At 61.4% G+C, this 18,314-nt stretch carries 15 protein-coding genes; 11 read left to right on the top strand and 4 right to left on the bottom strand.

The features are described 5' to 3' along the window. Positions 1–17 precede the first annotated feature (17 nt). The 3 genes from V8J85_RS06660 (at position 18) to ribD (ending at position 3,290) form a co-directional block, all read left to right on the top strand. Entirely contained in the window at positions 18–1,571 is a 1,554-nt protein-coding gene (locus V8J85_RS06660) for a tetratricopeptide repeat-containing sulfotransferase family protein (protein ID WP_339952896.1), read from the top strand. 151 nt (positions 1,572–1,722) lie between these two features. Further along, positions 1,723–2,193 (top strand): transcriptional regulator NrdR, encoded by a 471-nt coding sequence (nrdR, locus tag V8J85_RS06655; RefSeq protein WP_339952895.1) that lies wholly within the window; start codon positions 1,723–1,725, stop codon positions 2,191–2,193. Next, on the top strand, positions 2,190–3,290 hold the full coding sequence (gene ribD / locus V8J85_RS06650; RefSeq protein WP_339952894.1) for a bifunctional diaminohydroxyphosphoribosylaminopyrimidine deaminase/5-amino-6-(5-phosphoribosylamino)uracil reductase RibD: 1,101 nt from the start codon (positions 2,190–2,192) through the stop codon (positions 3,288–3,290). Before nrdR ends, ribD begins: the two co-directional genes overlap by 4 nt. Here the strand turns inward: ribD and V8J85_RS06645 are convergent. Both V8J85_RS06645 and V8J85_RS06640 read right to left on the bottom strand, forming a co-directional pair. Continuing rightward, complete coding sequence (locus V8J85_RS06645; protein WP_339952893.1) at positions 3,279–5,276, bottom strand: capsular polysaccharide biosynthesis protein; 1,998 nt, start codon at positions 5,274–5,276, stop codon at positions 3,279–3,281. The genes ribD and V8J85_RS06645 overlap by 12 nt on opposite strands. A 6-nt stretch (positions 5,277–5,282) precedes the next feature. Then, entirely contained in the window at positions 5,283–6,554 is a 1,272-nt protein-coding gene (locus V8J85_RS06640) for a capsule biosynthesis protein (RefSeq protein ID WP_339952892.1), read from the bottom strand. 108 nt (positions 6,555–6,662) lie between these two features. Between V8J85_RS06640 and V8J85_RS06635 the strand changes: the two genes are divergently transcribed. Together V8J85_RS06635 and V8J85_RS06630 are read left to right on the top strand one after the other, a co-directional pair. After that, complete coding sequence (locus V8J85_RS06635) at positions 6,663–7,259, top strand: riboflavin synthase (RefSeq protein ID WP_339952891.1); 597 nt, start codon at positions 6,663–6,665, stop codon at positions 7,257–7,259. After that, a complete protein-coding gene (locus tag V8J85_RS06630; protein ID WP_339952890.1) occupies positions 7,252–7,734 on the top strand; it encodes a hypothetical protein in 483 nt (160 codons plus the stop codon). The genes V8J85_RS06635 and V8J85_RS06630 overlap by 8 nt, the downstream gene beginning before the upstream one ends. 451 nt (positions 7,735–8,185) lie before the next feature. Here the strand turns inward: V8J85_RS06630 and V8J85_RS06625 are convergent, their stop codons facing one another. Beyond that, positions 8,186–9,358 carry an ROK family transcriptional regulator gene (locus V8J85_RS06625; RefSeq protein WP_339952889.1) on the bottom strand — a complete coding sequence of 391 codons (1,173 nt, stop codon included), beginning with the start codon at positions 9,356–9,358 and terminating at the stop codon, positions 8,186–8,188. A 176-nt stretch (positions 9,359–9,534) separates the two neighbouring features. Here V8J85_RS06625 and V8J85_RS06620 point away from each other — a divergent pair, with 176 nt between their 5' ends. From V8J85_RS06620 to V8J85_RS06610, 3 genes are all read left to right on the top strand, one after another. Continuing rightward, positions 9,535–10,554, top strand: a complete 1,020-nt coding sequence (locus tag V8J85_RS06620; protein WP_339952888.1) for a sugar ABC transporter substrate-binding protein — start codon at positions 9,535–9,537, stop codon at positions 10,552–10,554. Positions 10,555–10,653: 99 nt separating this feature from the next. Continuing rightward, positions 10,654–11,808, top strand: coding sequence for an ABC transporter permease (locus V8J85_RS06615; RefSeq protein ID WP_339952887.1), 1,155 nt, complete (start codon positions 10,654–10,656; stop codon positions 11,806–11,808). After that, positions 11,808–12,578, top strand: a complete 771-nt coding sequence (locus V8J85_RS06610; protein WP_339952886.1) for an ATP-binding cassette domain-containing protein — start codon at positions 11,808–11,810, stop codon at positions 12,576–12,578. Before V8J85_RS06615 ends, V8J85_RS06610 begins: the two co-directional genes overlap by 1 nt. On the opposite strand, the gene V8J85_RS06605 is transcribed toward V8J85_RS06610, so the two are convergent. Then, positions 12,575–13,195: a TetR/AcrR family transcriptional regulator gene (locus tag V8J85_RS06605; RefSeq protein WP_339952885.1), complete on the bottom strand. Its 621-nt coding sequence runs from the start codon at positions 13,193–13,195 to the stop codon at positions 12,575–12,577. The genes V8J85_RS06610 and V8J85_RS06605 overlap by 4 nt on opposite strands. Positions 13,196–13,285: 90 nt before the next feature. Between V8J85_RS06605 and V8J85_RS06600 the strand changes: the two genes are divergently transcribed. The 3 genes from V8J85_RS06600 (at position 13,286) to V8J85_RS06590 (ending at position 18,257) form a co-directional block, all read left to right on the top strand. Continuing rightward, positions 13,286–14,449 carry an efflux RND transporter periplasmic adaptor subunit gene (locus V8J85_RS06600; protein WP_339952884.1) on the top strand — a complete coding sequence of 388 codons (1,164 nt, stop codon included), beginning with the start codon at positions 13,286–13,288 and terminating at the stop codon, positions 14,447–14,449. Between the two features lie 12 nt (positions 14,450–14,461). After that, on the top strand, positions 14,462–17,599 hold the full coding sequence (locus V8J85_RS06595; RefSeq protein WP_339952883.1) for an efflux RND transporter permease subunit: 3,138 nt from the start codon (positions 14,462–14,464) through the stop codon (positions 17,597–17,599). Between the two features lie 67 nt (positions 17,600–17,666). Continuing rightward, positions 17,667–18,257: a hypothetical protein gene (locus tag V8J85_RS06590; RefSeq protein ID WP_339952882.1), complete on the top strand. Its 591-nt coding sequence runs from the start codon at positions 17,667–17,669 to the stop codon at positions 18,255–18,257. Positions 18,258–18,314 lie beyond the last annotated feature (57 nt).

Raw genomic sequence — 18,314 nt, 5'->3', positions numbered from 1 at the left:
GAAAGGCAGGGGGCAGGATGCTTGATCAGGCGCAAAAACTGACGAAAGCCGGACGGTTGAAAGAGGCGGATGCGCTTTATGATAAGCTGCTGTCGACCAAGAAGCCGCGCCCGGCTTTGCTACGTGCCGCGATCATGTTTCACCTGCGATACAGCCATCAGTTTCGCAAAGCGTTGCCGATGGTCGAAGCACTGCTAACGGTGCGTCCCAACGCCGTTGAAACCCATGCTCTCGCCGCTGAAATCTATGCCAATGCCGCTCGCTTGGGCCGCGCGCATATGCATGCTGAAAAGGCGGTCGCGTTATCACCGGATAGCGCCGATGTCCGGCACGCCGCCGCTTATGTCGCGATGCAGCGCAACGACTTCGCGAATGCGCTGGTCCATATCGACCACGCCTTGGCAAATGACCCGCAACATAGGCCATCGCAGGTGCAAAAGGGCTGGGCCCTGCTGGGAACCGGCGATGCCAAGGCCGCCGCCAACCATGCACGCGCGCTGTGGAAAGATCGCCCCGACGATATCAACGTCATCGGGCTTTATGTCGATGCGGCCAAGGTCGCCGCAGATGATCCGGTCTTCATTCACATGCGCGACCAGATGTTGCCCCGCTACCGCAAGGCAGGCGGCAAACGCCTCTCTCATCTGCTGAAACTCATTGGAAAATGCCTGAACGACCAAGGCGACCACGACGCCGCTTTTCAGGCCATCACCGCGGCGAAAGCCGCGGCTCCTCTGAAATACGACGCAAAGGGTTACCGCAATCTGACGGAAAAACTGCGCACCCACATCTCGCGTGCCGATTATTTTGGCAAGGGCATCGGCGATGACCGCCCCGTCCTGATCGTCGGAATGCCCCGCAGCGGCTCGACCTTGCTGGAACAAATTCTCGCCAGCCACCCGCAAGTGATCAGTATCGGAGAAAGCCCGAACCTGCACCGTATCGTTCAAAAAGTCGGTGTGGACCGGCGAGATGGGGATAAGATGGTGCAGGCGGTCAAACAAATACCCGCTGACGACGCAAAACGGCTCGCCCAAACCTATCTTGGGCCCGCAGAGAACAGCGACGCGCAGCGCGTGATCGACAAGTCCCTGCACAATTTCGAACTTCTGGGGCTCTTCGCAGCCCTCCTACCCAAGGCGCGCGTCATCCATATGCTGCGCGATCCCATGGATACCTGCCTATCCTGCTACATGCAGACACTTTCCCCTTGGCACACCTACACGCAGTCACTCGACACGTTGGGCCACGCCTACGTGCATTATCGGGGCCTTATGGATCATTGGGCCAAAGTACTGCCCAATCCCATGTTGACGGTGACCTACGAAAACATCGTAAACGATCTGGAAGGGCAGGCGCGGCGCGCGGTGGATTTCCTCGGCCTCGATTGGGACCCGGCCTGCCTGGAATACCAAAAGGGTGATGCCAGCCGGACCCTTTCCGCCCGTCAGGTGCGTGAACCGCTCTATGACACATCGATCCAGCGCTGGCGGCGTTACGGCGATCATCTCGATCCGCTCAAACGGCATCTGGCGCGGTTTTATCCGGATGGATTTGCAGTAACGGCCTGATCCGAGTCTCAAAAGCAACGCTTCGCTTGTCACGATCTAGCGACACCATTTGCCCACTACCCAAAACTTATCCGTCTTCCTATAGTGCCTGTGGATAAACCGCGGCGCCCTACAAGGCATAGACCTCGGGACGAACAGATAAGGACAGGATATGCGTTGCCCATTTTGTGGAAATGTCGACACCCAGGTCAAAGATAGCCGCCCCGCCGAAGATCATGTCGCCATCCGCAGACGCAGGTTCTGTCCGGCTTGCGGCGGGCGATTCACCACCTACGAAAGGGTGCAACTGCGCGACCTCGTCGTGATCAAATCCAACGGGCGGCGCGAGGATTTCGACCGTCCCAAACTGGAACGCTCGATCCGTATCGCGCTGCAGAAACGCCCTGTCGAGCCCGAACGGATGGACCAGATGATCAGCGGTATCGTCCGCAGGCTCGAAAGCATGGGCGAAACCGACATCCCCAGCCAGACCATCGGTGAGATCGTCATGGAAAGCCTCGCCCGGATCGATACGGTCGCTTACGTCCGCTTTGCCAGCGTCTACAAGAATTTCCAGGCCGCCGACGATTTCGACAAATTCGTCAGCGAACTACGGCCCGAAGCGCCCAAAGAAGAAGAGTGAACGCCGCCACCGACGCCCGGTTCATGGCGCTGGCCCTCAGCCTCGGGCGGCGCGGGATGGGACGGGTCTGGCCGAACCCGGCGGTCGGTTGCGTGATCGTCAAGGATGGGCGGATCATCGGGCGTGGGCGCACAGCGGATGGTGGCAGACCGCACGCGGAAACGATCGCGTTGTCGCAAGCCGGACCCGCCGCCAAAGGTGCCACGGCATACGTCACACTCGAACCCTGCTCTCATCACGGTCAGACACCGCCTTGCGCGCAGGCCCTGATCGACACGCAAGTCGCCCGCGTCGTGATCGCTACCGGCGACCCCGATAGCCGGGTCGGCGGGCGTGGCATCGCGATGTTGCAAAAGGCGGGGATCGCAGTCGAAACCGGCATCATGGAGGCTGAGGCACGCAAAGATCACGCCGGTTTCCTACTGCGCACGACCCAGAATCGGCCTTTCGTCACGCTCAAACTGGCCGGCACGCTTGATGAGCGCATCGCAACCGCATCCGGCGAAAGCCAATGGATCACGGGGCCAGAGGCGCGGCGGGCCGTCCATATAATGCGCGCGCGCCACGATGTGGTCATGGTGGGCGCGGGAACGGTGCGTGCCGATGATCCGTCGCTGACGGTGCGCGGTCTCGGGATCACGCGGCAACCTGTGCGCATCATCGTCTCACGCGGGATGAAGATCGGCACCGACTGTCAGTTGGCCAAAACAGCGGGGAGCCATCCGGTTTGGCTGTGCCATGGTTCTGATGCCGACGTGTCGGCATGGGCGCGCGAGGGCGCCCGCAGCCTGCCGACGCAAGTCGTGGCCGGTCAGGTCGATATGAACGCGGCATTGGCCAATCTGGCGGAGCAAGGCATCACCCGCGTGTTCTGCGAAGGTGGCGGCATGCTGGCTGCATCGCTGCTGGCCGCGAACCTTGTCGATGAACTGGTCGTTTTCACCGCCGGTATGGCCGTCGGGGCCGAAGGTGCACCCGCGCTCGGCGCAATGGGGATCGACAGCTTGGCCAGCGCTCCCCGTTTTACCTTGGCCGAGGTCCGCTCCATCGGCAGCGACATTCTGCATCGCTGGGTTCGCCGACTATCAACGCCATAAGAATGCATAACTCGCCAACAGACCCTGCAGCTTGGCCAATACCCGGTTGAACCGCCCCGGGCGTGGCACATCCCCATGCTCCAGCCGATCTACGATCACCTCGACAGGGCAGGGCAGGCCGGTCACCGGATCGACATAGCGGGGATAGGCGATCAGCGTCGCATATACCAACGCCGCCAAATCAACCCGCGCCTCTCGCCGGGGTACAGGCATCGCGCGATCATCGGTCAAGCCCCACCCGGCGTAGAACGGTGTCCCCAGACAGGTCACCGCCTTGCCGCGCAAAAGCGCCTCAAACCCCAAAAGCGAGGTCATGGTCCAAACCTCATCCGCCGCATCAATCGCCGCAATCGGATCGACATTGGGCAGGATAACATCCGCCAAAGCGCTCGCATCGGCCACTTCACCCGGTCGCAACCCAGCCTCGACATCGGGGTGCGGTTTATACAGAATAATGGCTGCCGGATTGGCCGCCCGTACCGCTTGCAACAACGCCCCGTTCGTCGCCACCTCACCCGTCCCCAACCGGATCGAAGCATCATCCTCCACCTGACCCGGAACCAATATCCGACGCCCCGCAGGCAAATCGGGCAACGCATCGCGGCCCTGCAAATTATACTTCGACAATCCCGCCTCGCGGATACGCGCAATCAACGCCGTGGCTCGCTGCCGGGCCCCGGCATCCAGATCGGCGCTTTCATTGATGAGCGCCTCCAACCGGCTCGGGCGGGTCGCGTCATAGTAAATGCCCAGATCATCCAGAACCAGGCTCAGCGGCGGGATCAGATCGGCCCCCAAACCTCGCGACCGCAAAAACCCGTCCTCGACCAGCACAGCATCTTCGCGGCCCGTCGCGGCCCAGGCCATCAACCGACGCTCCGCCTTTTTCGCGACCTGCGCGGCATCGCCCTTGGCAAAGATCATCCGTCGCGGTTTGCCGAAAATCCGCTGCATATGCGCGCGCTTCCACAACCGGATATCAGCCGCAACCCAACCGCGATAATCATCGCGCGCGGCACGGGCCATCGCCGTCATCGTCGCCACAGCCTCTTCAAAGCTGCACAGACGGTCGTGATAAGGATCGTACCAGACCGGATACAAGATCATCGCCGCCGCGAACAACTGCGCCCGCGTCAGACGTCGTTGCCTGCGTTGCAGTGGTTTGCGATCATCGGTCAGACCCCACCCCACATAAAACGGCTGGCCAAAGACGATGGGACGATGCCCCGCCAATATCGCCTCGAACCCCATCTGAGACGACACGGTGTAGACGGCGATCGCGCCCTCCAACAGCGCCCAGGGTGACACAGGCTGATCACACAGGCTAATCCGATCCGTCATCTCGTCCGACGAAAAATACCCCTCGCGATGCCCGCCCAATGTCTCAGGATGGGTCTTGATCACGATCCGCGCGCCCGGATGTTCTGTCTGGGCATAGAACAGCACTTCCTTGAACGTATTGCTGTCCGCCCCGCTCGCGCGGATCGACGCATCCTTGCGGGTTTGGTCAATCACCAGCACATAACCCGGTTCAGGCACGGCCGCCTCGGGGTCAAAGGCGTTGTACTTCGACAAGTGCGCCGCTTGCATCGCCGCAATCCCGGCGCGCGCGCGGTCCAGAAGGGCGGTATCATCCAACGGCGCCTCCGCCAGCAACCGCTCCAGATCAGACAATACGCTCGGGTCAAAATGCACGCCGTGCCGATCGATATGCAGCCCGATCGGCACATCGCCATCGCGGCCTAACCCGACCGAGCGCAAAAAAGCATCCTCAACCCGGATCACCGGTGCATCCCTGCGCTCTGCCACCGCCTCACCACGAGGCGCGGTCGGGCTTTGGCCCCACACACCAACCGCATCCTCCGGCCCGGGGGCGCCGAGGCGAATGTCATAACCCGCCAGCGTCAGAATACGGCGCACACGCCCCTGCGTCAGAAACCCGCCATTATAGACATATAACTGAGTGCGCGCCTGCGGGTCAGACATCTAGGCCTAACCAACAACCCGAAAATCGCGACGTGGCGCGTCGGTCTGCAAGGCGTCGTAAGGATCGACATCTGCCAGCATCATATCCACGACCTCGCGCAGCAACTGCCGCCGGCCACGCGCAGAATAAAAGCCGCCGGGGACCTGACAGGTCTCCAACAAAAACCGGCGATATTCGCGATAGGCCCGCGCATCCGGGCGGCGCGGATTGGCGAAGAAATCCGGCAAAGCCTGATCTGACACGAATTCCGGCTTGTCATAAACCGCCGTCCCGAACGCCTTCAGCGGAATACCCCGCCACAACGCCTGTTGTGCTGCGGTCGAATTTACCGTCACCGCACTGCGCGCCTGATCCAACAGGGGGGCGAGCTTGCCACCGCGCACGAAATGCACCCGCGCGGCGATACCGTGCTCGCCCGCCATGCGCGCGATGATCCGGCGCAACGGCACGCGCCCGATCTCAAGCGGATGGGCCTTCAGCACCAGATGATGATGCGATGGGGCACCCGCAGCGAACCCGTCGATGACGACCTGCAGAAACGCCTCCATATCCGCAAAGGGCGAATGGGCCCGAAAGCTCGCATCATGTTCAAGCTGTAACAGCATCAGATGATAGGGAAAACCGCCATAGCGGATGCGGCGCTGCGCTGCATAGCGGGACAGGGCCCCATAGGGCATGGTGAACAACCGCTTGGTGTAAAGCAGCGCCTCGCGCCCGACCGACAGGTCACGATGGGTGACAAAGTTGCGATAGCGCCGGTTTCGGAACAGCACGAACCAATGATAAAGCGCCCCATAAAACATATGCTGGCGCATATCTCCCCAAACGGCGGGCGGGGGGTGCATGTCATGGTCATTCTCGGCCAATGCGGCACACATCTGCGCCACCGACATCTGCATCAGGCGCGAATGGCCATTCGAACCGCCCCGCTCATAGGTCACCCAATAGGGGCGCAGATAACCTTCCTCGAACACATGAATGCGCAGACCTTCCGCACGGGCCACAGCAACGGCCTCCGCATGAACCGGCCGGACATCGCCGTAAAGCACCAGATCGGTGATCCTGTGCTCTGCAATCAGGTCGCGACAGGTCTCGGCCCAATCATCCAGCGGCCCGAGATAAGGCACATACCCCGCCCCGCGCCAGAACGCCTGATCGCCCGCGTTGAACCCGACCCGCCAAATATGCGCGCCGGTCTTGCGCAACGCCTGCGCCAACTGCGCGAAAAACGGGCCGTGCGGGCCTTGCAGAAACAGAAAGTGCCGGGGCGTCGTCACGATACGCGGCCTTGCGGTGGTTGGTGTCCAAATGCTTATGCCACATCTTTTGTCCCGTGACAGTCGCAAAGCGGCGGGCTAGGTCAATACCAAGACAGGAGGCGCGGCATGTTCACAGGCATCATCACCGATCAGGGCAAAATCCTCGACCTCGAACAGCGCGGCGACCTGCGTGCGCGGATCGGAACCGGCTATGATGTCGACGGGATCGACATCGGTGCCTCCATCGCCTGCGATGGGGTCTGCCTGACGGTGATCGCGCTGGGCACGGACCCGCAAAACTGGTTCGACGTCGAAATCTCGGCGGAAACGGTTGGCGCTACAAACCTCGGCACGTGGGCCAAGGGCAGGGTGGTCAATCTCGAACGCGCGCTCAAGGTAGGTGACGAACTGGGCGGACATATCGTGTCGGGGCACGTAGATGGCGTCGCCGAAATCGTGGGCTTGCAGGATGAGGGCGACAGTACGCGCGTGACGTTCCGGGCGCCCGCGGACCTGGCCAAGTTCATCGCGCCCAAAGGGTCCGTCGCACTTAACGGGACATCGCTGACGGTGAACGAAGTCGACGGCCGTGATTTCGGCATCAACTTCATCCCCCATACCAAGTCGGAAACCACATGGGGACATGTCGCGGTCGGCGATCACGTCAACCTCGAAATCGACACGATGGCGCGGTATGTCGCGCGGTTGCGGGAATATGGTTGAGGTCACGGTCCGATACGATTTTCCGCCGGGAAACCCAAACCCATTTGAGAGACGATTTAACGCTGATTACTTCGTCGAGGCGAGTGGATACTCCAATCTTGGTCAACACGATGCTTTTGGTTGGGATGTGCTGACCAGCCATGTTCCCATGGGATACAAAAGCCTCGCGGTATGTCGCCGCATCTTCATGCTACGACGGGGTGACATTCAGGAAGACTGGCGCACTTCACAAGACAAAGAGCCGGCCGATGGCTGCGAATTTGGCGTTCTCGGACAGCGCGAGGTAAAGCGGTTTGTGCCCGACTGGGGGCGTGCTGCAAAATCATATTGGCTATCGAAGCCGGAACAGACCGATGGGTTCCCGGGCGCATGGGCTGATTTGCAAATCTGCTTGACCGATGCTCTGACGTTGTCGAGACAAAAGAGCATGCGAATGCTGGTGGTTCGGATTGTCGAGAGCTACAACTGGCACTGATCACCCACCGCCAGGTAAACTACTGGTCACCGACAGAAATTCTGTGAACATACTGGTTGTCTGCGGCCGGTTGACGACGAAATCGGCGACCATTGGGTCGAAATTGGGTGTCAAACGCATGCATGACTGGCAGCCGCAGGTCTGACCTGATGCGATGGCTTGCAAAGAATATACCGGCCCCTGCGCGACACTGCGTTACCGACTGAAACGCAGCCCGCGGGCCCAGGTTCTGACGCATAATCGTCGCGCAACGACACCAGCGCCGTGTTTCCGATCAATCCCCGGGAAGGGCGTTACATGACCGGCAGTGGTCTTGAACGCCGGGTGTGCGCCTATGCGGTCGCCCCCTGTCTGCCTGAGCGAAAGCCGGTCGCCTAAGGGTCCAGCGTCGATCCCGCCTACTCGGCGCAGATCCGGCCCAAAGCGCAAGCTGACTGACCTCGCAATAGCGTCACAGCATGAACTGCGCGCTGATCGGGCGGGTCGCGGCGCCGATGGCGCGGGCCTTGCGACCGATACTGCCAGCCTCGATCCGCGGCGGGATCAGCCCGCGGGTATCCTGGGTCACGACGTATCGCCTGACCCTTTCGACCAACTCCTGTCGAATGTCGCTTGGAAAGGCCCCATCGATCAGGATCGCCTCAAAGTCGATCACCGAACAGGTCGACAGCGACGCCTTCGCCAATTCCTGCGCCGTCTGGCCCAGCCACGGGTCAACATAGCGCGACAGGTCGAGCCAGCTGTTCGGGTCGCTCCATAGCTGCCGCGGATCAAGGTCGACCTCGTTCAGGCGCTTTTCCAACTGCCGGATCGACGCCATCTCGATCAACTGCATGCTTTCGCCGTTCGGCCCGATACTTCGCAACGATCCCAGCGCCCCGGCATTTCCCTGGCGGCCTTCATAAACGGCGTTATCCAATACGATACCGCCGCCGATATAGGCACCGATAAAGAAATAGGCATAGTCCCGAAACTCCTTACCGCGCCCATAGGTATGTTCCGCCTGACATGCCGCGGTCGCGTCATTCAGCAGCGATACCGGCAGACCGGTACGGGCTTGCAGGTCGCGACGCAGGTCAACGCCCCGCCACGCCAAAAACTCCGTCCGCGCATGTGATGCATTTTCCGACCAATTCCAAAGCTCGAACGCCGCCGCAACCCCCAGCCCGCAAATCCGATGCTTTTGGGCGTCAGAAAGGGCCTCCGTAATCTCGAAAATCGCCGTATCAACGAATGTGAAAATATCATCGGCCACCGGTTCGCGATAGGTCAGATGCCGTTCGTGGCGCAGCACGCCGCGTAGATCGATCAGGGCGAGCTCCGCCGACCTGCGACCGATCTTCAATCCGAACGAAAACGCACCATCCGCGGCCAACCCCATTGGCACGGACGGCTTGCCCACCTTGCCGCGCACCGGGTCACCCCGTTCCACCAGCCCTTCTGCTTCGAGGCGTTTCAAAATGGTAGAGACCGTCGGCGGCGACAGCCCCGCGCGTTTCGCAAGATCGCTTGCCGGCATCGCGCCATGCCGTTGGATCAACGACAGCAGCAGGCGTTCGTTGTGATCACGCACGCCACGCTGGCTCAGCCCCAGGCTGATCGATCTGACCAATCCGTCTTCCATCGGCGTTTCTATAGGTCTCCTCCCTAATGGATCATAGGCGATATAAATAAATAAAGAAAGTTAACTAATTAATTGACACCCCCGGTCGAATCTGGCCTTCTAGGCACCACTGGCGTGATATGTACCGCCAGTAACGCAGGGCGGAGGCCCTGAAAAACAAAGTCTGGGAGGACATTATGAAAAAGCTATTGATCGGCACCGCCGCTGCCGCGATCACGTCCGCTGGGGCCGCCATGGCCGATGGGCATGGCACCTCTGCCTGTCTGATCACCAAAACCGACACGAATCCGTTCTTCGTCAAAATGCGCGAAGGCGCCGAAGCCAAAGCAGCCGAATTGGGCATTACCCTGAATTCCTACGCCGGTCAGGTTGACGGCGACCACGAGGCGCAAGTGGCGGCGATCGAAACCTGCATCGCCAATGGCGCATCGGGTATTCTGATCACCGCATCCGACACGGCAGCGATCGTCGGGCCGGTGGAAGAGGCGCGCGCGGCTGGCCTTCTGGTCATCGCGCTCGACACCCCGCTCGAGCCGATCGACGCCGCCGATGCGACCTTTGCCACCGACAACTTTCTCGCCGGTGAACTGATCGGCCAATGGGCCGCCGGCGCACTTGGGGATGAGGCCGCGAACGCCAAAATCGCCATGCTCGACCTCGCCATCAGCCAGCCGACCGTTGGGGTGTTGCGCGATCAGGGCTTCCTGACCGGCTTCGGCATCGATGTCGTCGATCCAAGCCTGTGGGGAGATGAAACGGACGAACGGATCATCTGCAATGAAGTCACGGCTGGCAATGAGGAGGGCGGACGCACCGCGATGGAAACCTGCCTCGCCGCCGATCCGGACATCAACGTCGTCTACACGATCAACGAACCGGCCGCCGCCGGAGCGTATGAGGCGCTTGTCGCCGTCGGTCGTCAGGATGACGTCCTGATCGTCTCGGTCGATGGCGGCTGCCCCGGTGTCGCTGATGTCGCTGACGGTGTGATCGGCGCAACGTCGCAGCAATATCCACTGCTGATGGCATCTTTGGGGATCGAGGCGATCGCGAAATTCGCCGAAGACGGTACGCTGCCCCAGAACACCGAAGGCAAGGAATTCTTCGATACCGGCGTGGCGCTGGTGACGGGCAGCCCGGTCGATGGGGTCGACAGCATCTCGGTCGAAGAAGGCACAGACCTCTGCTGGGGTTGATCTGAAAGGGCTTCACAGCCCAAGCTGAAACTCCAAGGGCGGGCCGCGGTCCGCCCTTTTCACAAGCGCAAACGGCAACGCTCATTGGGGGAGGTCGCCATGGCGGAGAAATCCGACAATTACGAATCCGGTCTGGAAGGGGCATCGCAAACGGTGGCCGCGTTCGAGGTCGGCGATAAATCCCTGCTGATGCGTTTTCAGGGTGCGCTGCACAGGACGCCGTCGCTCGTACCGCTGATCGTGCTGGTCTGCGCGATCATGATCTTCACCGGTTGGCTGGGGCCACGATTCCTGCCGCAGATGACTCTGGTTTTCCAGCAAATTCAGATCGTCGGCATCCTCGCGCTGGCGCAGACACTGATCATCCTGACGGCCGGCATCGACCTATCCGTGGGGGCGATCGCCGTCTTCTGTTCGGTCATCATGGGTAAATTCACCTTCACCTACGGATTGCCACCCGCCGTCGCTGTCGCCTGCGGGCTGGCCGCCGGGGCCGGGATCGGCGCATTGTCAGGTTGGCTCGTCACCCGGATCAAGATCCCGCCATTCATCGCCACCTTGGGCGTCTGGCAGATCGTGCTGGCGGCCAATTACATCTATTCGCGCAACGAAACGATCCGTGCCCGCACCATCCGGGAAGAGGCGCCGATGCTGCAATGGCTTGGCCTGAAGCCGAACGAACAATTTGTTCGTTGGATCGAAAACCTGCGCGGCATTGCCTACGAACGGATCCGGCCGAACGACACCGACCAGTTCTGGCTCGACCTGATCTGGCAGACCAAGATCACCTACGGGGTACTGGTTTTGGTCGGGCTGACCTTCCTTCTGGCCTACATGCTGCGCTCAACCGCATGGGGGCGTCATGTCTATGCCGTCGGTGATGACCCCGAAGCGGCGGAATTGGCCGGGGTCAACGTCAAGCGAACACTCATGTCCGTCTACATGCTCGCGGGTGCAATCTCCGCCATTGCGGGTTGGTCGCTGATCGGGCGCTTCGCCTCCGTCTCTCCCAGCGCGTCGACGGGGTTGGAGGGTAATATCGAGTCCATCACCGCCGTCGTGATCGGTGGCATCTCGCTTTTCGGCGGACGCGGCTCGATCTGGGGCGCGTTTTTCGGGGCGCTGATCGTGGGTGTCTTCATGCTGGGCCTCGGTATGGCCGGTGTGAACCCGCAATGGACCTTCATGCTGATCGGCACGCTCATCATCCTCGCTGTCGGAATCGATCAATGGATCAGAAAGGTAGCCGCATAATGGAACCCATCCTCAAAGGCCGCAACCTGACCAAACGCTACGGTAAGGTCGTCGCCCTCGATAACTGCGACTTCGATCTTTATCCCGGTGAAATTCTCGCCGTGATCGGGGATAACGGCGCGGGAAAATCTACCCTGATCAAGGCGTTGTCCGGCGCCGTCGTCCCTGACAATGGCGTGGTCGAACTCGAACAAAAGCCGGTGCGTTTTCATTCCCCCAACGACGCACGGCATGCGGGGATCGAAACGGTTTACCAGACCCTCGCCGTCAGCCCGGCGCTGTCCATCGCCGACAACATGTTCATGGGGCGCGAAATCCGCAAACCGGGTTGGCGGGGCAGGCTTTTCAAACAGCTCGACAAGGCCGCGATGCAAACGCTCGCCCGGGAAAAGCTGAACGACCTTGGCCTGATGACGATCCAGGACATCGACCAGCCGGTCGAAACCCTCTCAGGCGGTCAACGCCAAGGCGTGGCCGTGGCGCGGGCGGCAGCGTTCGGATCACGGGTGATCATCCTCGACGAACCAACCGCAGCCTTGGGCGTAAAGGAATCCCGCAAGGTCCTCGAACTGATCCTCGACGTGCGGTCACGCGGCATTCCGATCATCCTGATCAGCCACAACATGCCGCACGTGTTCGAGGTCGCCGATCGGATCCATGTCCACAGACTTGGGCGGCGGCTCTGCGTGATCGACCCGAAGGATTACACAATGTCCGACGCTGTGGCCTTCATGACCGGCGCGAAAGAGCCACCAGCGACGACCCATTAGGCCAATAAACGATTTGCGATCTCGTCCAGCAGATCATCAAGCACGAATTCGCCGCCCATCGTCGTCAGCTTGGGGTCAGCCATGAGAAAGCTCAACCCGTGGACAAAGCTCCACAGCATGAAACCCCGGCGGCGGACGTCGGCGGTAATCTCCTCTTTACCAAGGCAGTCGGCGACTTCTTTCAACACGATCGTGAACGTGCCTTCGCCTGCTTCCTGCAGTTTCGGATCGTCCAGACGGTCGGTGAAACCGCCGAATTTTAGCCGGAAAAGCCCAGGCTCCTTCAAGGCGAAATCGACATATTCCCGACCAAGGGCCTTGACCCGTTCAGGACTGCCGCGCGGGATATCTTCAAGCGATGCAACCATGTTGTGGCGATGCCGCGCCATGCCTTCCATGACCATCGCGACCAGCATTTCCGACTTGTCTTTAAAGTGCTTGTAGGGCGCAGCCGTCGACACACCTGCCAACCTGCACGCATCTGAAACCGAAAACCCGTCCGGACCCTTTTCCTCGACCAGTTTTCGCGTTGCCTCGATCAATCCCGCACGCAGATCACCATGGTGATAAGCCGATTTTTTCAGCTCCGCGGGTTTCGCTTTTTCAGTGTTTTCCATGATCCGTTTTCTTTCAGAAGCCGTAACACTTGTCAAAGTGAGAGAGACTAACATATAAGTTAGATGCACTAACATTGCGAGGGCGATTCAATGACCGCAGCAAAAGACATGACGCAGATCCGCACGCCAGGCCTTTTGCAAAGGTTCGCGCGCGCCACGATCCGGACCGCCGTGACGCTGATCGTCATCGCTGCCGCGCTTTTCGCCGTGAAGACGGGGAGCGACGAACTCACCCGTCGTGCCGATGCGGCGCCTGCACCCGCGCCCGCACCGCTGATGCCGGTCGAGACGACACCCATCACACTCGCCCCCGGTTACGACATAACCCGGTCGTTTGTGGGCCAGGTCGAACCGCGGCGCACGACGTCCATCTCTTTCGAACTCAGCGGCAGGCTCAATGACATCATCGTGGACGAAGGCGACACAGTTGCCGCAGGCCAACACGTCGCAACACTCGACACACAGCTACTGGATGCCGACCGAGCGCGACTGCAGGCCAGCCAGACAGCGCTAGAGGCGCAACTGCGCTTTGCCGAACAGACCGTGGAACGCCAATCGCAACTCAGCGATCAAGGTTTTGCAAGCCAGGCCGCCCGTGACGAAGCGCTCTCGCGCGCCGACGAACTGCGCGCCCGGATCGCCGAGGTCGAAGCAGCACTGCTCACCAACAGCATTCAGACAGAAAAATCGCAAATCCACGCCCCCTTTGCCGGACGGGTCACCGAACGGCGCGTTGATGGCGGTGAAAGCATCGCACCGGGGCAGGCACTGATCGACATCGTAGAAGACGGCAGGCCGCAACTTCGCATCGGTGTCCCGCTTGATCTCTCCGCCGATGATCTCACCACAGCGACGGTCGATATCGGCGGCACAGAATACCAGGCTGAACTCCTGACCCTTCGTCCGGATGTCGATCCTGCCACACGCACCCGCACCGCCCTGTTCGAGGTCGCGACCGACGATAACCTCGCCTTTGGCCAAACCGCGCGCGTTCTTTTGTCGGACACGATCGAAACCCCGGGTCTTTGGGTCCCTGTTACAACGCTCAAAGAGGGACTGCGCGGACAATGGACGCTTCTCGCCGTCGATACCGACGACACCGTGCGCAGCCTGACCGTGCAGGTTCTGCACAGCCAAAGGGACAGGGTCTTCGTCGCCGGTGCTTTCCCCCAAGATATCCGCCTGATCACCACCGGTCCACAGCGTGTCACGGTCGGTCAGACCGTCGATCCACAACCCGCAACCGGATCGTAGGGGGTACAGGTCATGGAAACGCTCACCTTCCGCCAGCCCCGCATCGTCGCGCTGATCATCCTCGTCCTCGTGTCCGCCGGTCTGTCATCATTCATGTCACTCGGCCGGCAAGAGGACCCGACCATCACCAATATCTTCGCGACGGTCACGACCCAATTCCCCGGCGCCGATCCCGAACGCGTCGAATCCCTCGTCACAGCCGAGATCGAGGAAGAACTGCGCAAGATCGCCGAAATCGACGAAATCGCATCCGTCTCGCGCACCGGCGTGTCCGTCGTCTCGATCGAACTGCTCGAAACGCTTGACGACGCCACAATCGAACAGGTCTGGTCCGAGGCGCGCGATGCCGTCGAAGACGCACGGCGCAATTTCCCCACCGGCGTCCTCGCCCCCGATTTCAACGCCGAAGGCATCGCAGCCTATTCCGGTGTCATCTCGGTCACCTCCACCATGCCTGACATGCCACTGACCCTTCTGGCGCGACATGCTGAGGCTCTGGGCGACCGCCTGCGCGCAATCCCCGGCACCCGTGCGGTCGATTACTTCGGCCTCCCGGAAGAAGAGGTGCTGATCTGGGTCGATCCGGAACGTGCCGCCGCACTTGGCCTGACCGCCGGAGAAATCGCTACGCGCGTGTCTCAGGCCGATGGCAAGGTGCAGGCCGGGCGGCTGCAAGGTGACGCCGACCTCACCATCGGGGTCAGCGGCGAAATCGAAACGCTCGACCGTTTGCGCCAGGTTGTCCTGCGCGAGGCCGATAACGGCGCCTCTGTAAGATTGGGCGATATCGCCACGGTGACGCGCGGCCCCAAGACGCCCACCGACGAATTGGCCTTCGCCAACGGCAAACCCGCCATCCTGATCGGCACGCTGGCCCAGGACGGGCAACAGATCGACCGCTGGATGGGCTTCGTGCGCGATGAACTGGCCGCAGGCGCGGATCAGGTCCCTCTGGGAATCGAGGAAACGCTCCTTTTCGACCAAAGCACCTATACAATCGCCCGCCTGGGCGAGGTCGCCACTAACATGGCGATCGGTGTCGGGCTGGTTGTCGCGGTTCTGCTGCTCACCCTCGGTGTGCGCGCCGCGCTGATCGTGGCCGCTGTTTTGCCCGTCGTGTCGCTCGCCACACTGGCCACGATGAACATGATCGGCCTGCCGATCCACCAGATGTCCGTCACAGGTCTGATCGTGGCATTAGGCCTGCTGGTCGATGCGGCAATCGTCATGGCGGATGAGGTGCGCAAACGGCTCAAGGCCGGAATGGCCCGCGAAACTGCCGTCGGCGATGCCGTCAAACGGCTCGCCGCCCCGCTTTTCGCCTCAACCGTCACAACGGCGCTTGCCTTTACCCCGATGATCCTGCTGCCGGGGCCAGCGGGCGATTTCGTCGGCTCCATCGCGATCGCGGTCGTTCTGATGCTGTTCTGGTCACTGCTGATCGCATTGACCGTCACACCGGCCATCGCAGGCTGGGTCCTGCCCGCCGCTGAAACACGCGGGGCCTTCGCCAACGGCATCCAGATCAGTTGGCTGGCGCGCCTGTTCGAAGGATCAATCCGCCTCGCCGTCAAAAACCCAATGCGCGCCATCGCACTGTCACTGATCCTGCCGGTCCTCGGCTTTGCGGCCTTCCCCACGCTCACCGCGCAATTCTTCCCCGGCGTCGAACGCAACCAGTTCTATATCGAGGTCGCGATGCCCCCCGGCAGCGCCATCAGCGAAACCACCCGCGTCGTCCAGCAAATGGATGATGTGATCCGCGCCGATGACGGGCTGCGCAGCATCTACTGGAATGTCGGTGCCTCCGGCCCGGCCTTCTACTACAACATCGTGGGCGGGCGCAGCCAGGAACCGGGCTTTGCCCAGGCGATGATCACCACAGAAACCGATGCCGACGCCGCACGTCTGGTCTCCAGCCTGCAGGAACAATTCGACCGGGATTTCCCCCAGGCACAAGTCATTGTGCGCGGCTTGGTCCAAGGGCCGCCTGTCGATGCACCCGTCGAAATCAAGATCCAGGGTCAAGACATCGCGACCCTGCGCGCCCTGGGGGATGAGGTCCGCGCGATCATGTCCGACCTCGACCTTGTCACGCAGGTCCGCGCCGGGGTGAATGGCGGCGCACCGCAGATCAGGTTCGACATCGACGAAAACAAGGCGCGGCTGTTGGGGCTCGACGTGGCTGATGTCGCCGCGCAACTCGACGGAGCGCTCGTTGGCGTCACCGGTGGATCGCTGGTGGAAGGGACCGAACAACTCGCCGTCCGCGTCCGCCTTGGCGACGACCTGCGCAGCGACCTTCAGGCCATCGCCGACATGCCGATCCTGCTGCCCAACGCCCCGGCAATCTCAGCCACAGGCGCGTTCCCCGCGGTGCCCTTGTCGGAAATCGCAACACCCGTGGTCGAACCCGCCGAAAGCGTGATCACCCGGGTCGATGGGGCCCGTGAAAACGTCATCCAGGCATTTCTCGTCCCCAACGTCCTGCCGGAAGAGGCCCTGCAACAGGTGCTCACAGCCATCGACGCGCGCGGGTTTGACGTCCCCGCTGGCTACACGCTCAGCCTCGGCGGCGACAGCGATGCCCGGTCGAACACGGTCGGCAATCTTCTCGCCTCCGTCGGGCTGATCGTCACGCTGACGATTGCGACCATCGTGCTGACGTTCAACTCCTTCCGGTTGGCCGCCGTTACACTTGTCGTTTGCGTCCTCGCCGCCGGGCTATCCATGCTGTCGCTTGCGATCATGCAATACCCGTTCGGCGTGGTCGCGATCATCGGCGTGATCGGCTCGATCGGGGTATCGATCAATGCGGCCATCATCATCCTCACCGCGCTGCAGGCGGATGAAGACGCCGCGGCGGGGGACCGTGACGCGATGGCCCGTGTGGTCACTGGCTCCAGCCGACACATCATCTCAACCACGATCACGACCTTCGGGGGCTTCCTGCCACTGATCCTCGATGGCGGGGCCTTCTGGCCACCCTTTGCAGTCTCCATCGCGGGAGGAGTCCTGCTGTCAACAGTCGTCAGCTTCTATTTCACGCCCCCCATGTTCGCGCTGGTGCATCGGCGTCAGCAAAAGCAGAAGGCCGCAGAACATATACCAACACCCTACATCGTGCCCGTCCGCCACGCCGCCGAATGATCCTTTCCGTTTGACAACAGGCCAGCCCGCGCGCGACGCTGGCCCAAGAATAAATGGACGGATCACCATGACAGCAGGCATCGGACATAATTCAGGGCGCGTGGACGCACCGGGTAAAAGCTGGCGCAAACACGCTTGGACCAAGGCACGCAAACAGCTGATCCGCACTTTGCCTGTCGAAATCGTCCGCCTGCGGGTACGGCGCGCGAAAGAGCTGGGATTGCCCTACAAAACCTATGCCGGGATCAGAGCCAGCACCGGGCACGACCTGATCGGCTTCCTGTTCTCGAACAACGCGCTGCAGGTCCTGCGCGATGGTGCAGTGCTGCCCGATGACAGGGCGGCCAAGCTGGACGCGCTCCAACACACCGCCCGGATCGCGATCACTCATGCGCGGGTTTCGCCCGATTACCTCGCCGGGCTGCCCCAAATCGACCGTGCGGGCACTGCGCCGCCGTTTTCCGCCACATGGTCCGACATGCGCGATCAGCTCCGCGTCATCGTCACCGGCGACGGGCAACCGGCAGATCGGTACGTGCTGATCGGCGACACCGCTTTTGAGAGGGAATGGGCCGAGGCCGCGAAGATGGCGGGCTATCTGGCGGCACCCGAATTTTTCGATGGCGACGGTGCGCCCGGCGCATCAACCCATCCTTAACGTTTCACCGCGCGTTGCGTTAACCAGGGGTCGGGCGCGCGCAAAGGTCCGATGAAA

Origin of the sequence: Yoonia sp. 2307UL14-13 (genome assembly GCF_037572755.1) — a bacterium.
GTDB lineage: Bacteria > Pseudomonadota > Alphaproteobacteria > Rhodobacterales > Rhodobacteraceae > Yoonia.
This window is presented reverse-complemented; position numbering and strand designations above follow the sequence as displayed.

Bases quoted from the DNA above. Each gene is read 5' to 3' on its own strand.
- V8J85_RS06605 (WP_339952885.1), bottom strand. From the start codon at position 13,195: ATGGAAAACACTGAAAAAGCGAAACCCGCGGAGCTGAAAAAATCGGCT.
- V8J85_RS06645 (WP_339952893.1), bottom strand. From the start codon at position 5,276: ATGTCTGACCCGCAGGCGCGCACTCAGTTATATGTCTATAATGGCGGG.
- V8J85_RS06615 (WP_339952887.1), top strand. From the start codon at position 10,654: ATGGCGGAGAAATCCGACAATTACGAATCCGGTCTGGAAGGGGCATCG.
- V8J85_RS06610 (WP_339952886.1), top strand. From the start codon at position 11,808: ATGGAACCCATCCTCAAAGGCCGCAACCTGACCAAACGCTACGGTAAG.
- nrdR (WP_339952895.1), top strand. From the start codon at position 1,723: ATGCGTTGCCCATTTTGTGGAAATGTCGACACCCAGGTCAAAGATAGC.
- V8J85_RS06630 (WP_339952890.1), top strand. From the start codon at position 7,252: ATGGTTGAGGTCACGGTCCGATACGATTTTCCGCCGGGAAACCCAAAC.
- V8J85_RS06600 (WP_339952884.1), top strand. From the start codon at position 13,286: ATGACCGCAGCAAAAGACATGACGCAGATCCGCACGCCAGGCCTTTTG.
- V8J85_RS06625 (WP_339952889.1), bottom strand. From the start codon at position 9,358: ATGGAAGACGGATTGGTCAGATCGATCAGCCTGGGGCTGAGCCAGCGT.
- V8J85_RS06595 (WP_339952883.1), top strand. From the start codon at position 14,462: ATGGAAACGCTCACCTTCCGCCAGCCCCGCATCGTCGCGCTGATCATC.
- V8J85_RS06620 (WP_339952888.1), top strand. From the start codon at position 9,535: ATGAAAAAGCTATTGATCGGCACCGCCGCTGCCGCGATCACGTCCGCT.
- V8J85_RS06590 (WP_339952882.1), top strand. From the start codon at position 17,667: ATGACAGCAGGCATCGGACATAATTCAGGGCGCGTGGACGCACCGGGT.
- V8J85_RS06635 (WP_339952891.1), top strand. From the start codon at position 6,663: ATGTTCACAGGCATCATCACCGATCAGGGCAAAATCCTCGACCTCGAA.
- V8J85_RS06660 (WP_339952896.1), top strand. From the start codon at position 18: ATGCTTGATCAGGCGCAAAAACTGACGAAAGCCGGACGGTTGAAAGAG.